This window comes from Janthinobacterium sp. FT14W, assembly GCF_009208755.1.
Classification (GTDB): domain Bacteria; phylum Pseudomonadota; class Gammaproteobacteria; order Burkholderiales; family Burkholderiaceae_D; genus Janthinobacterium; species Janthinobacterium violaceinigrum.
The window spans coordinates 1-13155 of the sequence record NZ_WFLL01000079.1 but is presented as its reverse complement, the minus strand read 5'-3'; the positions used below and the strand labels follow the sequence as shown (position 1 = coordinate 13155).

The following is a 13155-nucleotide window of genomic DNA, read 5'->3' as shown; positions in this document are numbered from 1 at the left end:
GGCGGCCACGGCGCTGGCGGCGGCCGCGTCCGAGCTGACGCCGGCGGCCGCGCGCTGCGCTTCCGGCAACAGGGTAACATCGGCCGCTTGCGCCTTGCCGGCCAGCCAGGCCGCATAGGCGCGGTCGGCGGCTGTCGCGTCGGCCTGCAGGGCGTCAAAGCCGGCGCAGTCCTCGAAGGCCAGGCTGGCCACGCGCGTGGCGCAGCGCAGCAGTTCGATGCGCGCCACCAGGTCGAGCTTGCCCGTGCCGGCCACCTGGCTGCGGGCGCGCCGGAATTCCGTCTGTTCGACCAGGGCGTTGCCGTTCAAATACGCCGCTTGAAAACGCTCGACGGAACTTTGCGCATTCATTTTCCAGTCCGGCACGGGCGGACCGCTGGAACAGGCGGCGAGCACGGCGGACAACAGCGCAACGAGGGCGGGGCGGGATAGTTTCATGGCAGTTTGATCTCCGGATTGCGCTTGAACGGCCATTTGCGGTTGATTTCATTGACCAGTTGCTCGACCTTGCGCAGATTGCTTTCCACGTCCGCGCGCAGCGGGCCCAGGTCGGCCGTCGCCGCCTTGGCGTTGGCGCCCACGGCTTGCGCCTCGACCAGCACGGCGTCGACTTTCTTCAGGCTGGCGCGCGTGTCGGCCAGCAGGGCGTTCAGCTGCACGATGGTGGCCTGGGCATCCGTCATCACCCCTTTGTCGCCAAAGACGCGCGTGTCGGCATTGGCCACCAGGCCATCCGTGCGGCGCGCCAGCTGGTCCGCCGTGACCAGCAGGGCGTTGGCCCGCTCGACCAGCAGGCGCGACTGCTTGTCGTCGCCCGTCAGCAAGCCCATGGCGCCGCCCGGACCGCTCAACTTGCCGGTCACGGCCTGCACATTGCGCAGGGTGCCGTCGAGGGCGGAGTCGCTGCCCGTCAGGCTGGCCACATTGTTCAGCAAATCTTTCGCGGCGGCCAGCAAACGGGGGATTTCCGCCGCCATGTCGCCCACCAGCAAGTCGCGCGTGGCGTCGTCGGGCAGCGGCGGGTCCGTCAGGATGCCGCTGTAGGCGCGCAGCTTGGCGCCGCCCACGATGCCCCGTTCCAGGGTGAAGATGGAGCTGCTGCGCAGCCAGTGCGCATCCTTGCGCGGCACGTCGACGATGACCCTGGCCTTGCCGTCCGGCGCCAGCTCGATGCGCTGCACGCGGCCGATGGGAAAGCCGGAAAAGGTCAGGTCGGCGCCCACGCCCACGCCGTCCGAATCGTCGGTCGTCAGCACCAGCGTCTGCGTGGCTTCGAAGGCGCCGCGCGCATACATCAGGTAGACGACGGAGCCGACCACCAGCACGAACATGAAGACGAGCAGGATGGCCGCCTTCAGTTCCGCGTGGCGCACGGGCGGCGGGGCGGGCAGGACGGCGTCCGGCGCCGTGACGTTGGTTTGGTCGGGATTCGGTGGCTGGCTCATGGCTTCTGGCTCTCGTATGGGTGGTTCGGGATCGCTGGCGGTGGCGGGCGGGGCATCAGTAGTAGTTGCCCATCAGCGAAGCCACTTCGATCAGCAGGATGACGGAAAACAGGCGCAGCATTTCGGACAGGCCGTGCGCCGCCCACAGGCGGTTGCGCCGGCCGTGCGCCTCTTCCGGATAGTACGAGGAGGCGAGCGGAATCAGGGCCACGGCAAAGCTGAAGAAGATGACCTTGAGCATCAGGATCAGGGCCACGGCGGGATTGAAGATCTGCCCCACCACGCGCGTATAGCCCTGCAGCGCCCATGGGGTAAAGCCGTAGATGGTGAGGTAGGCGAGGATCAGCGAGGTGACGCAGCTGACGACGGCCAGCATCCACACGGCAAAGATGCCGGACATGACGCGAGGAAAGTATTCGCGGCGCAGCAGGTCGACGCCCTGGCGCTGCATGGTGTCGAGCACGCCGGAAGAGCGCATTTGCGCAAACGCAATACCGTCGGGCAGGGTCAGGCGCAGGGCCACGAACAGGGCGGCCGTCAGGGGAATCAGTTCCAGCACCAGCACGCGCACCACCATTTCCAGCGCGTAGCGCGACAGGCCGTAGCTTTGCGCGCTGACGACGACGATGCGTATGAGTACCAGGCTGACCAGCGCGCAAGCCACGCTGAACCACACGAGGTTGGGCGCCGTGTTCGTCACCAGGCGGTGCGCGAGGATGGGGCGGTTGTCGCGGTTATAGCTCGATGGCGACAGGGCCAGCGAAAACACGAGGATGGCGAAATGCAGCATGCGCCACCAGCTGACCAGCCAGGCCATGGTGGCGCGGTGCAGGCGGCGCAGACCGATGATGAGGGAGACGGATAGGGTCATCATGGCATCTTAACATCTGCCCGCCTGCCGGGCACGTCAGGCGTGCGCGCGCCTATTCAAACAGGGCGAAGCCGGCCATCACCACCATCAGCACGGCGATGTACTGCATCGGGATCCAGAACAGGGTGTGGCGCGTGCGCAGGGTCACGCGTTCCTGCGTGGCCGGGTCGATCAGTTCGCGTCCGGGCGCATTGTTCAGGCGCACGCCCGCATACCAGCTGGCGGCCGCTGCCAGCAGGAAGGCCAGGGCCAGGGTCCAGGCGTGGCTCTTCGTGTATTCCTCGCCCAGGGCGGCGCCAAACAGCGCTTGCGCGGCCACCACGACGATCAGACAGATAAGGGGGCCGAGTATGCCGAAGCCTTGCCAGATAAGCATAAAAATTCTCCAGTGGTTTGAGGGAACCCGCGGCGGCGTGGCGGTGGCCGTGCCCGGCGGGGTTGCGAATTCTATCAGACTTATCAAAAAGAAAGTTTCTTTTGAGAATTATCATGCACTGCTAGCGCAGCGCATTGTCCGCACTGGCCACGCTGGCGATAATCGCGTCGGCCGCCGCCCGCACGCGGGCGGAGCGGTTCAGGTCCGCATGCATGACCAGCCACACGTCGTACGGCTCCGCCCGCTCGGGCCAGATGCGCACCAGCTGCGGGTCGATGTCGCCCAGGTGGGTGGCCAGCTCGGCCACGCCCAGGCCCGCGCGCGTAGCTTCCTGCAGCATGGCCGCCGAATTGACTTCCATGGCGACGCGCGCGTTGGCGACGGGTTCGCCGGCGATTTTCTCGCCGTGGCGGGGCGTCACGGAATGGTGGTAGATGACGATGTCGTGGCCGGCCAGCGCCGTGCCGCGCAGTGGCTCGCCCCGTTCGGCCAGGTAGGTGCGCGACGCGTACAGGCCCAGGCTGCGCTTGACGAGGTGGCGCGAGATCAGGTCCGGGTCGGTGGGGCGCACGCCGCGCACGGCCAGGTCCGCTTCGCGCCGCGTCAGGCTGGCCAGCGCGGGCGCCACGTTGAGCACGATGCGGATGTCCGGGTGGGCCGCGTGCAGCCGCTGCATGGCGCGGATGACGAAATGGCTGGCCATGGTGTCCGTGGTGGCCACGCGCACCAGGCCGCTTAAACGGTTGTCCACGCCCTGCATGTCACGCTGCAGCTTGTCGGCCGCCCGTTCCATCGCTTCGGCGGCGTTCAAGGCCAGTTCGCCGGCCGGCGTGGGCACGTAGCCGGACGGCGTGCGCAGGAACAGGGTGGCGCCCAGCGACGCTTCGAGCGCGGCCAGGCGGCGCCCGCACGTGGCCTGGTCGATGCACAGCAGGGCGGCCGCGCCGCGCAGGGTGCCGGCCCGGCCGATGGCCAGAAAGATGCGCGCGTTATCCCAGTCCAAGGCGTTTCCTTTTTTATCTGTGATGTGTGATGCATTTTTGCATCGGAGTGCCGAGTTTATGCCTGTTTACTGCATTGCGCAACGCTCCCATAATGGCTGCCCCGCTGCCTTTGCAAGGAAAAATCATGCTTCCCACCGCTCCCCGCCGCGCCAGCGGCCTGATCCTGCTGACCCTGGCCTTCGGCTTCGTCATGGCCATGCTCGACGTCACGGCCGTCAACGTGGCGCTGTCCGATATCGCGCTGGACCTGGCCATACCGCTGACGGGCCTGGTCTGGGTGGTCGACGGTTATACCCTGACGTTTGCCGCGCTGCTGCTGGCCGGCGGCGCGCTGGCCGATCGCTACGGGCCGAAAGCCGTGTACCAGGGCGGCCTCGGTGTTTTCATCCTTGGTTCGGTCCTGTGCGGCGCCGCGCCCGACGGGCATTTCCTCACGGCCGCGCGCTTGCTGCAGGGCGCCGGTGCGGCCCTGTTCATGCCCAGTTCGCTCAGCCTGCTCACGCACAGCTTTGAAGACGAGCGCGAGCGCACGCGCATGCTGGGCGCCTGGTCGGCGCTGGTGGGCGTGGCCGGCGCGTCCGGTCCATTGATCGGCGGCATCCTCGTGCACCAGTTCGGCTGGCGCAGCGTGTTCTGGGTCAACGTGCCGCTGGGCGTGCTGGCCATCGTCATGGCGCAGCTGCTGCTGGCCGCGCCGGCACGCCAGCCGCGCGCGCTGTCGCTGCTCAGCCATGTGCTGGGCGTGCTGGCGCTGGCGGGCCTGAGTTTCGTCCTGATCGAAGGGCCCGTGCTGGGCTGGCTGTCGCCCGGCGTGCTGGCGGCGGGGGTGTTGACGGTGCTGTCCGCCGGGCAACTGCTGCGGCGCGAGCGCAGCGGCAGCCATCCGCTGTTGTCGCGCGCGCTGTTTCACAGCAGCAGCTTTGGCGCGGCCAATGGCGTGGGTTTCTTGATCAATTTCTGCGTGTTCGGCCAGCTGTTTTTATTGAGCCTGTTCCTGCAGCAGTCGGGCGGCGCCGATGCCCTGCAGTCGGGCTTGCGCCTGCTGCCCATGATGGCGGCCTATACGGTGGGAAATTTCATGGCGGGAAGTATTGCGGCGCGGCATGGCACGCGTTGGCCCATGCTGGCCGGCTTGCTGGTGGGCGCCGTCATGGCCTTGCTGCTGACGGGGCTGCGTCCCGGCACGCCATATTCCCTGCTGGCGCTGGGCACGGCCATCATGAACGTGGCCATCGGCATCGCCATTCCCGCCATGACGGCCACCGTGATGCGGGTGGCGGGCAAGCAGCATGCGAACAGCGCGGCAGCGGCCCTGAATGCGAACCGGCAGATCGGCGCGCTGGTGGGCGTGGCCCTGATCGGCAGCATCCTGCACATGGTGCCCGACTGGTCGCTGCGCCTGCCGCTGGCCTACGCGACGATTGCCGCCGCGTATGGCCTGGCGGCGGGCCTCGTCTACCGCCACGTGCATGTGGCGAAGGCCGCGGCCGCCTGAAGAGGGCTTACTGTCCGCGCGTGCTGCGCCATTCCACCAGTTCTTCGATGGTCAGAATGGGCATGCCGTGCAGTTCGGCAAAGCGCTCGATGTCGTCGCCGCGCATCATGGTGCCGTCCGGATTCATCAGCTCGCACAGCACGGCGGCCGGGTTCAGGCCCGCCATGCGCGACAGGTCGACGGAGCCTTCCGTGTGGCCACGGCGCTCGAGCACGCCGCCGGGCGCGGCGCGCAGGGGGAAGACGTGGCCTGGGCGCACCAGGTCGGCGGGCTTGGCATCCTTGGCGATGGCGGCGCGGATGGTGGTGACGCGGTCGGCGGCCGATACGCCCGTGGTGACGCCGTCGCGCGCCTCGATGGAGACGGTAAATGGCGTGCCGTAGCGGCTGCCGTTGTCGGACGACATGGGCGGCAATTCCAGCGCGCTGACGACGTCCGTGGGCAGGCACAGGCAGACGATGCCGCTGCATTCGCGGATCAGCAGGGCCATGGTCTCGTTCGTGAGTTTTTCTGCCGACAGGATCAGGTCGGCTTCGTTTTCGCGGTCGAAATCGTCGAGCAGGATGACGGGGATGCCGGCGCGCATGGCGGCCAGGGCGGATTGGATGCGACCTTCGAGGTCGTTGGAAAGCAGGGTATAGCTGTTGACTAACATGGTGAAACGCTCCTCGCATAGGCGAAAAACGCTGCAGGGCAAGCGAATAGACGCAACTGGCCGCATCGCCGGGGCGATGGGACATCACACTACTGCACATCTTCTTTCATCCGGACTATACCGTCGGCTCTGGAGTCGCACCAGATCTGCTGACCCTGCCAAACGAAGTTTGACAGGCGCTCGCGGGCTTGACCGTTGCCGGTCTTACCGCCGGTGGGGAATCGCACCCCGCCCCGAAGACGTCGTTATGCCGATCCACATGATCGGCGGCAATACTTTAGCACAAATGAAAAAATGCGGCAGGGTACAGTTGAGTTTGCTATTCGGCAAAATTGCTTGGGGAAAGCAGTTTTCCCTAAGCTGTTTTTAATGGCGGAAAGACGATTTCAGTGTAAGGTACGTTTACTGAATCTTACCGTTGAGAATACATGAAGCTGAGTAAATTACGCCTGATTTCGGGCGCCGTCTTGCTGGCGTGCGCCTGCATGGCCCAGGCGGAAATCCGTTTGACCGATCCCCTGCCGCTGGCACCAGAAGTTACCGTCGGCAAATTGCCGAACGGCTTGACCTATTACATCAAGAAAAATGCCCGTCCCGCGCAGAAAGTGGAACTGCGCCTGGTGGTGAAAGCCGGCTCCATCCTGGAAGATGACGACCAGCAAGGCCTGGCCCATTTCACGGAGCACATGGCCTTCAATGGCTCCACGCATTTCAAGCGCAATCAGCTAATTTCCTATTTGCAATCGATCGGCGTGAAGTTCGGCGCCGACTTGAACGCCTACACGAGTTTCGATGAAACCGTGTACGTGCTGCCGATTCCCACGAACAAGAAGGAAAACCTGGAAAAGGGTTTCCTCGTGCTGGAAGACTGGGCGCACGGCTTGAAATTCAATCCGGCCGACATCAACAGCGAGCGCGGCATCGTGCTGGAAGAGGCGCGGCTGGGCAAGGGCGCCAGCGACCGCATGAACAAGGTCCTGTATCCGAAGCTGCTGAACGGTTCGCGCTATGCGGAACGCATGCCGATCGGCAAGGAATCCGTGCTGAAGACGTTCAAGCCGGAAGCCATCAAGCGCTTCTACAAGGATTGGTACCGGCCCGACCTGATGGCCGTGATGGTGGTGGGCGACGTGGAGCCGAAACAGGCTGAAAAACTGATCCAGCAGCATTTCGGCAAGCTGAAGAATCCCGCGCAACCGCGTCCCCGCCTGTATGCGGAAGTGCCGCAGCGCTCGCAAACGGAAGCGCTGGTGATCACGGACAAGGAAGCGCCGGACGACTCCGTCTTCATCCGCTACCCGATCCGCGCGGCGCAGGAACCCGTCACGATTGCCGATTACCGGCGCCAGATGATCGAAAACCTGTATGGCCAGATGCTCAGCGCGCGCATGCAGGAATTGGCGCAGCAGGCGAACCCGCCGTTCATCCAGGGCGGCAGCAGCATGGGCAAGCTGGTGCGCGGCTATGAATCGTTCAGCGCGTATGCCTTGCTGGGCAAGGGCGGCGTGCAGCCGGCCGTCGACGCGCTGGTGCAGGAAGACGAGCGGGCGCGCCGCTTCGGTTTCAGCCAGGATGAGCTGGACCGCGCGCGCAAGAACATGCTGCGCAATTACGAGCGCGCGTACAGCGAACGCGACAAGTCCGATTCGGCCGGTTTCGTGGCCGAGTATTCGCGCAACTTCCTGGAGCAGGAAGCCATTCCCGGCATCGCCAATGAATTGCGGTACGCGCAGGAACTCCTGCCGCAGGTGACCTTGCAGGAAATCAATGAGACGGTGGCCAAGGTCATCCCCGACCAGCAAAAGAAACTCGTCGTCTTCATGGGCGCCGAGCCGAAAGCGGGCGATACGGCCTCGGTGGTGCCGACGCAGCAGCAATTGCTCGATGCCGTGGCGCAAGCCGAGCAGCAGAAGGTCGAGCCGCGCACGGAAAAAGTGCTTGCCAGCAAATTGATGGAGGGCCCGCCGGCCGGCGGCAGCATCGTCGCTGAAAAGTTCAACAGCGCCATCGGCGTGACGGAGCTGACCCTGGGCAATGGCGTGCGCGTGCTGCTCAAGCCGACGGACTTCAAGAATGACCAGGTGCTGATGGGCTCGACCCGCTTCGGCGGCCAGTCGCTGTTCGGCGACGCCGACATCTATAACGCCCGCTATGCCAGCGCCGTGGTCGGCAGCATGGGCTTGAAGGATCTGGCGCCGCTGGACCTGGAAAAAGTGCTGGCAGGTAAAACGGTCAATGTGGGCGCTTCGCTGGGCGAGCTGAGCGAAGGTTTTGGCGGCTCGGCCAGCAGCGCCGACGTGGAAGCCATGCTGCAACTGGTGTACCTGTATTTCCATGACGTGCGCAAGGATGCGGGCCTGTACCAGTCCTTCATCGGCAAGCAGCAGGACCTGGCGAAGAACAGCTTGGCGCAGCCGGAAGCCGTGTTTTACGATGCCATCCAGCACGCCATGTTTGGCGACAACCCGCGCGTCGACGGCGTGCCGCGCGCGGCCGACTTTGACAAGGTGGGCCTGGACCGCTCGCTGGACATCTTCCGCCAGCGCTTTTCCAGCGCGCGCGACATGACCTTCATCTTTGCGGGCAGCTTCGAGCTCGACAAGATCAAGCCGCTGATCGCCAGCTACCTGGGCACCTTGCCCGTGGCCGAGGTGCCGCACGCCTACCGCGATGTGGGCATGCGCCCCGTCAGCGGGGTGGTCAAGAAGGATATCTACATGGGCAGCGAACCCAAGAGCACGATTTCCATCACCTTCAATGGCGACGTGGCGTATTCGGACGAGCAGAAGCTGACCCTGCAGGCGCTGGGCGAGGTGCTGAACCTGAAAGTCATCGAAGTGCTGCGCGAAAAGATGAGCATGATCTACGGCGGCGGCTTCGAGACGTCCATGGGCCAGCATCCGTACGGCCATTATTCGGTGGCGCTGAACTTGCCGACGGGCCCGGAAAACGTGGACAAGGTGATCGCCGCCGCCTTTGCCGAAATCAACAAGATGAAGGTGGACGGACCATCGGTGGCCGACCTGGAGAAGGTCAAGCTGAACTGGATCACGCGCCAGCAGAAATCCTTGCGGGAAAATAATTACTGGATGAATCAGTTGATCGGTTCTGTGACCCAGGGACGCGACCCCGCGAACATCTTGCGCTATGAGCAGCGCGTGCGCGCCATCACGCCGCAGGCCGTCAAGCTGGCGGCGCAGCGCTACCTGGATATGCGCAATTATGTACAGGTGGTCTTGTATCCGGAACGTAAAAACGTTGTAGTAAAGTAATCTTCATTGTTGAGCTGCATGGGCGGCAGTGTGACGAAGCTGTTAAACTGCTGCTGATTGATGTAATCGCAATTTAACAAGTAAGGAATGCACGATGGCTAAGAAAGAAGAACTCGATCCGGAAACCCTGGAATTGATCAACTGGTGTATCGAGGTCGAAGGCTTCCTCGTGGCGGGCGGCGCCACCGTGGCGCAGGCGCAGGAGCACATCGAAGAGCAGGTCGAGTGGTTCACCGACCAGTTCTACGACGGCTTGACGCCGGAAGAGGCGGCCAAGGAAGCCTTGGCCTGACCTTTCAGTCAGACTTCAGCAAGACATATGCGGGCGGTGCCTGCCGGGCATCAGCCTGGTAGCGCCGCCCGCTTTGCTTTTCTGAAAAGATTTCCATATGGAAATTGTTTATAATTCCACATTTTATTCTTTACCCAGGTTCCCATGACTCTCCGTTCGCGCATTCTCCTCCTGTGTTTCAGCACCTTGCTGGGCATTGTCCTCATCGCTTCTTTCTCCCTGTATTCGCTGCGCCAGACCATGATGGCGGAAAGGGTGGAGCAATTGACGGTGCTGGTGGAACTGGCCAACGCGTCGGTGGAAAAGGCGTATGCGCTGGAACAGTCGGGCAAGCTCACGCGTGAGCAGGCCCAGCAACAGGCCAAGCTGGCCATCGGCAGCTTCGTCAAGGACGAGATGTATTATTTCGTGCGCGATTTCAGCACGGACTTGCTGTACGTGCATCCGAATCCCGCGCGCATCGGCACGCCGCAAAAGAACATGAAACAGTCGGGCGACCGCTACCGCGCGGCCCTGGCCAACAGCCGCATCGGCCTGGTGCAGGCGGACGGCACGCGTCCCGGCGTGCCCGACCCCGTGGCGAAGATGTATGCGGTGGTGAAATTCGCGCCGTGGGACTGGCTGATCGGCACGGGCACCTACATCGACGACATCAACCACAAGTTCTGGGCCCAGGCGGGCGTGCTGCTGGCCATCGGCGGCGCGCTGATGCTGGTGGTGGGCGCCCTGGCGGCCCTGATGCTGCGCCGTATCCTGGGCCAGCTGGGCGGCGAACCCGACTATGCGGCGGCCATCGTGGCGCAAATCGCCAAGGGCGACCTGACCACGCACATCGATACGCGCCCGGGCGACACGGACAGCCTGTTGATGGCGATCAAGGCCATGCGCGACAACCTCGCGCACCTGGTGAGCCAGGTGCGCAACGATGCCGATGCCATTTCCACGGCCTCCGGTGAAATCGCTTCCGGCAACCACGATTTGTCGGCGCGCACGGAGCAGCAGGCGGGATCGCTGGAAGAAACGGCCTCGACGATGGAAGAGATGACCTCCACCGTGCGCCAGAATGCGGACAACGCGCGCCAGGCCAACCAGCTGGCCATTTCCGCCTCGCAAGTGGCAACGCAGGCGGGCGGCGTGGTGGGCCAGGTGGTCGACACCATGGGCGCCATCAATGCCTCGTCGAAAAAGATCGGCGACATCATCGCCGTCATCGACGGCATCGCTTTCCAGACGAATATCCTGGCCCTGAATGCGGCCGTGGAAGCGGCGCGTGCGGGCGAACAGGGCCGTGGCTTCGCCGTCGTCGCCAGCGAGGTGCGCAACCTGGCGCAGCGCTCGGCCGCCGCGGCGAAAGAGATCAAGCAATTGATCGACAGTTCCGCCGAACAGGTGGGCGCCGGTGAAAAGCTGGTGGCGCTGGCGGGCGAGACGATGGAGAAAGTCGTCTCCAGCGTACAGCACGTGACCGATATCGTGGCCGAGATTTCCTCGGCCAGCGCCGAGCAGAGCGCCGGCATCGAGCAGATCAACCAGGCCATCGTCGAGATGGATAACATGACGCAGCAAAACTCCGCCCTGGTGGAGCAGGCGTCGGCGGCGGCCCAGGCCATGAACGAGCAGGCGGCCGGGCTGGCGCAGATCGTCAGCGTGTTCAAGGTGGGCGCAGCGGCGCCGGCAGCGGCACTGCGGCGCCTGGCGCGCTAACGGCTTTTTTTCTGTCATGGCGGGAACTTCCGCCAGGCTCACCTGTCCAACTTTTGGTCCGCGATGGCCGCACAGACGAGGTGAGCATGACAGATGGTTTTTCCTATCACGCGGCCTTTGCCCGCAACCTGGGCTGGGTCACGCAAGGCGAGCAGGACAGCTTGTGTGGCAAGCGCGTGGCCATCGCCGGCATGGGCGGCGTGGGCGGCGTGCACTTGCTGACTCTGGCCCGGCTGGGCATCGGCGCGTTCCACATCGCCGATTTCGACACCTTCGATATCGCCAACTTCAACCGCCAGGCAGGCGCCATGATGTCCACCCTGGGCCAGCCCAAGGTGGCCGTGCTGGCGCAGATGGCAGGCGATATCAATCCCGAGCTTGAGATCAAGCAATTCCCTGACGGCATACACGACAGCAACCTGGCCGACTTCTTTGCCGGCGTCGACCTGTACGTGGATGGCCTGGATTTCTTCGCCTTTCCCGCGCGCCAGGCCACGTTTGCCACCTGCGCGCGCCTGGGCATTCCCGCCATCACGGCGGCGCCCCTGGGCATGGGCACGGCCGTGCTCAGCTTCCTGCCGGGCGGCATGACGTTCGAAGACTATTTTGGCTGGGGCGATTTGCCCGAGGAAGAAAAGGCCCTGCGCTTTCTCGTCGGACTGGCGCCGGCCGGCTTGCACGGCCCCTACCTGGTCGACCCGTCCGCCATCAACCTGAAGGAGCGGCGCGGGCCGTCGACCATCATGGGCTGCCAGCTGTGCGCGGGCGCGGCCGCCACGGAAGCCTTGAAAATTCTGTTAAGACGCGGGAAGGTGATGGCGGCGCCGCACGGCATGCATTTCGATGCCTACCGCAACAAGCTCGTGCATACCTGGCGTCCCGGCGGCAACCGTCATCCGCTGCAGCGCCTGACGATGGCCATCATCAAGCGGCGCCGCGCCGCGCAGGGGGCATAAATGGCGCAAGCACTGCAGATCGATCCCATGCTGGAAAACATCCTCGACCAGGCGCGCTGGGCGCCCAGCGGCGACAACACGCAGCCGTGGCGCTTTGAAGTCGTGGCGCCGCGCCATGTCGTCGTGCATGGCTTCGATACGCGCAGCCACTGCGTGTACGACCTCGATGGCCATCCCAGCCAGCTATCGCTGGGCGCCTTGCTCGAAAGCATGGCACTGGCGGCCAGCAGCCACGGCTTGCGCATGGAAGCGCGCCGGCGCCTGTCCATGCCCGACACCTTGCCCACCTTTGACGTGCGCCTGGTCGACAGTCCCGGCATGCCGCCCGATCCGCTGGCGGCCTACTTGCCGCAGCGCAGCGTACAACGGCGCCGGCTCAGCACGCGCCGCTTGCGCGCCAGCGAAAAGGCGGCGCTGGCTGCCAGCTTGCCGCCCGGCTATAGCGTGCAGTGGTTCGAAGGCTGGCGCGCGCGCCTCGTTTGCGCGCGCCTGATGTTCGGCAATGCGAAGCTGCGCCTGACCATGCCCGAAGCGCACAAGGTGCACCGCGACGTCATCGAGTGGGGCGCCCGCTACAGCAGCGACCGCATCCCGGAGCAGGCGCTGGGCGTCGATCCCCTGACGGCGCGCCTGATGCGCTGGGTCATGCACAGCTGGCGCCGCGTGGATTTCTTCAATACCTGGCTGGCCGGCACCGTCGCGCCGCGCCTGCAGATGGACTTGCTGCCGGGCCTGTATTGCGCCGCGCACTTCGCGTTGCTGGCCGATGCCTCGCCGCGCCACATCGACGATTACGTGGCGGCCGGCCGCGCCATGCAGCGCTTCTGGTTGACGGCCACGCAGCTGGGCCTGCAATTGCAGCCGGAACTGACGCCGCTGATCTTTGCCCGCTATGTGCGCGAACGGCGGGTTTTTTCGCGCACCGATGGCTTGCAGGAGCGGGCGCAGGAGCTGGCCGTGCAATGCCAGGCCGTGCTGGGCGCCACGGCGCTGGAGCGGGCCGTGTTTCTCGGGCGCATAGGCGCCGGCCCGGCGGCCAGCGCGCGCTCGCTGCGCCGTCCGCTGGCGGACTTGCTGGTGGCGCC

Annotated in this window: 11 protein-coding genes, 1 pseudogene and 1 riboswitch; of the genes and pseudogenes, 6 read left to right on the top strand and 6 right to left on the bottom strand. The window is 64.8% G+C overall.

Translation table 11 applies throughout. The features are described from left to right. The 5 genes and pseudogenes from GCN74_RS27405 to GCN74_RS27385 all read right to left on the bottom strand — a co-directional run. Positions 1-438, bottom strand: a pseudogene (locus GCN74_RS27405) (hypothetical protein); the annotation flags it as partial. After that, positions 435-1445 carry an MlaD family protein gene (locus GCN74_RS27400; RefSeq protein ID WP_152259586.1) on the bottom strand — a complete coding sequence of 337 codons (1011 nt, stop codon included), beginning with the start codon at positions 1443-1445 and terminating at the stop codon, positions 435-437. The pseudogene GCN74_RS27405 and the gene GCN74_RS27400, both read right to left, overlap by 4 nt. A 55-nt stretch (positions 1446-1500) precedes the next feature. After that, positions 1501-2316, bottom strand: a complete 816-nt coding sequence (locus GCN74_RS27395; protein WP_152259587.1) for an MlaE family ABC transporter permease — start codon at positions 2314-2316, stop codon at positions 1501-1503. 52 nt (positions 2317-2368) lie between these two features. Continuing rightward, positions 2369-2692 carry a hypothetical protein gene (locus tag GCN74_RS27390; protein ID WP_152259585.1) on the bottom strand — a complete coding sequence of 108 codons (324 nt, stop codon included), beginning with the start codon at positions 2690-2692 and terminating at the stop codon, positions 2369-2371. A 121-nt stretch (positions 2693-2813) separates the two neighbouring features. Next, a complete protein-coding gene (locus GCN74_RS27385) occupies positions 2814-3695 on the bottom strand; it encodes a LysR family transcriptional regulator (RefSeq protein ID WP_152259584.1) in 882 nt (293 codons plus the stop codon). Between the two features lie 125 nt (positions 3696-3820). Here GCN74_RS27385 and GCN74_RS27380 point away from each other — a divergent pair, with 125 nt between their 5' ends. Continuing rightward, a complete protein-coding gene (locus GCN74_RS27380; protein ID WP_152259583.1) occupies positions 3821-5191 on the top strand; it encodes an MFS transporter in 1371 nt (456 codons plus the stop codon). A gap of 7 nt (positions 5192-5198) precedes the next feature. Here GCN74_RS27380 and ribB read toward each other — a convergent pair whose 3' ends face one another. Next, positions 5199-5846: a 3,4-dihydroxy-2-butanone-4-phosphate synthase gene (gene ribB, locus GCN74_RS27375; RefSeq protein WP_152259582.1), complete on the bottom strand. Its 648-nt coding sequence runs from the start codon at positions 5844-5846 to the stop codon at positions 5199-5201. 94 nt (positions 5847-5940) lie between these two features. Continuing rightward, positions 5941-6091, bottom strand: a riboswitch (FMN riboswitch). Positions 6092-6274: 183 nt separating this feature from the next. On the opposite strand from ribB, the gene GCN74_RS27370 reads away from it, so the two are divergent. From GCN74_RS27370 to GCN74_RS27350, 5 genes are all read left to right on the top strand, one after another. Continuing rightward, positions 6275-9118 carry a M16 family metallopeptidase gene (locus GCN74_RS27370; RefSeq protein WP_152259581.1) on the top strand — a complete coding sequence of 948 codons (2844 nt, stop codon included), beginning with the start codon at positions 6275-6277 and terminating at the stop codon, positions 9116-9118. A 94-nt stretch (positions 9119-9212) separates the two neighbouring features. Further along, on the top strand, positions 9213-9410 hold the full coding sequence (locus GCN74_RS27365; protein ID WP_152259580.1) for a hypothetical protein: 198 nt from the start codon (positions 9213-9215) through the stop codon (positions 9408-9410). A 144-nt stretch (positions 9411-9554) separates the two neighbouring features. Continuing rightward, complete coding sequence (locus GCN74_RS27360; RefSeq protein ID WP_152259579.1) at positions 9555-11114, top strand: methyl-accepting chemotaxis protein; 1560 nt, start codon at positions 9555-9557, stop codon at positions 11112-11114. An 86-nt stretch (positions 11115-11200) separates the two neighbouring features. Beyond that, on the top strand, positions 11201-12070 hold the full coding sequence (locus GCN74_RS27355; protein WP_152259578.1) for a ThiF family adenylyltransferase: 870 nt from the start codon (positions 11201-11203) through the stop codon (positions 12068-12070). Then, on the top strand, positions 12071-13155 hold a 1085-nt coding region (locus tag GCN74_RS27350), incomplete at its 3' end, for a nitroreductase family protein (protein WP_152259577.1).

Bases quoted from the DNA above. Each gene is read 5' to 3' on its own strand.
- GCN74_RS27400 (WP_152259586.1), bottom strand. From the start codon at position 1,445: ATGAGCCAGCCACCGAATCCCGACCAAACCAACGTCACGGCGCCGGAC.
- GCN74_RS27395 (WP_152259587.1), bottom strand. From the start codon at position 2,316: ATGACCCTATCCGTCTCCCTCATCATCGGTCTGCGCCGCCTGCACCGC.
- GCN74_RS27390 (WP_152259585.1), bottom strand. From the start codon at position 2,692: ATGCTTATCTGGCAAGGCTTCGGCATACTCGGCCCCCTTATCTGTCTG.
- GCN74_RS27380 (WP_152259583.1), top strand. From the start codon at position 3,821: ATGCTTCCCACCGCTCCCCGCCGCGCCAGCGGCCTGATCCTGCTGACC.
- ribB (WP_152259582.1), bottom strand. From the start codon at position 5,846: ATGTTAGTCAACAGCTATACCCTGCTTTCCAACGACCTCGAAGGTCGC.
- GCN74_RS27370 (WP_152259581.1), top strand. From the start codon at position 6,275: ATGAAGCTGAGTAAATTACGCCTGATTTCGGGCGCCGTCTTGCTGGCG.
- GCN74_RS27365 (WP_152259580.1), top strand. From the start codon at position 9,213: ATGGCTAAGAAAGAAGAACTCGATCCGGAAACCCTGGAATTGATCAAC.
- GCN74_RS27360 (WP_152259579.1), top strand. From the start codon at position 9,555: ATGACTCTCCGTTCGCGCATTCTCCTCCTGTGTTTCAGCACCTTGCTG.
- GCN74_RS27355 (WP_152259578.1), top strand. From the start codon at position 11,201: ATGACAGATGGTTTTTCCTATCACGCGGCCTTTGCCCGCAACCTGGGC.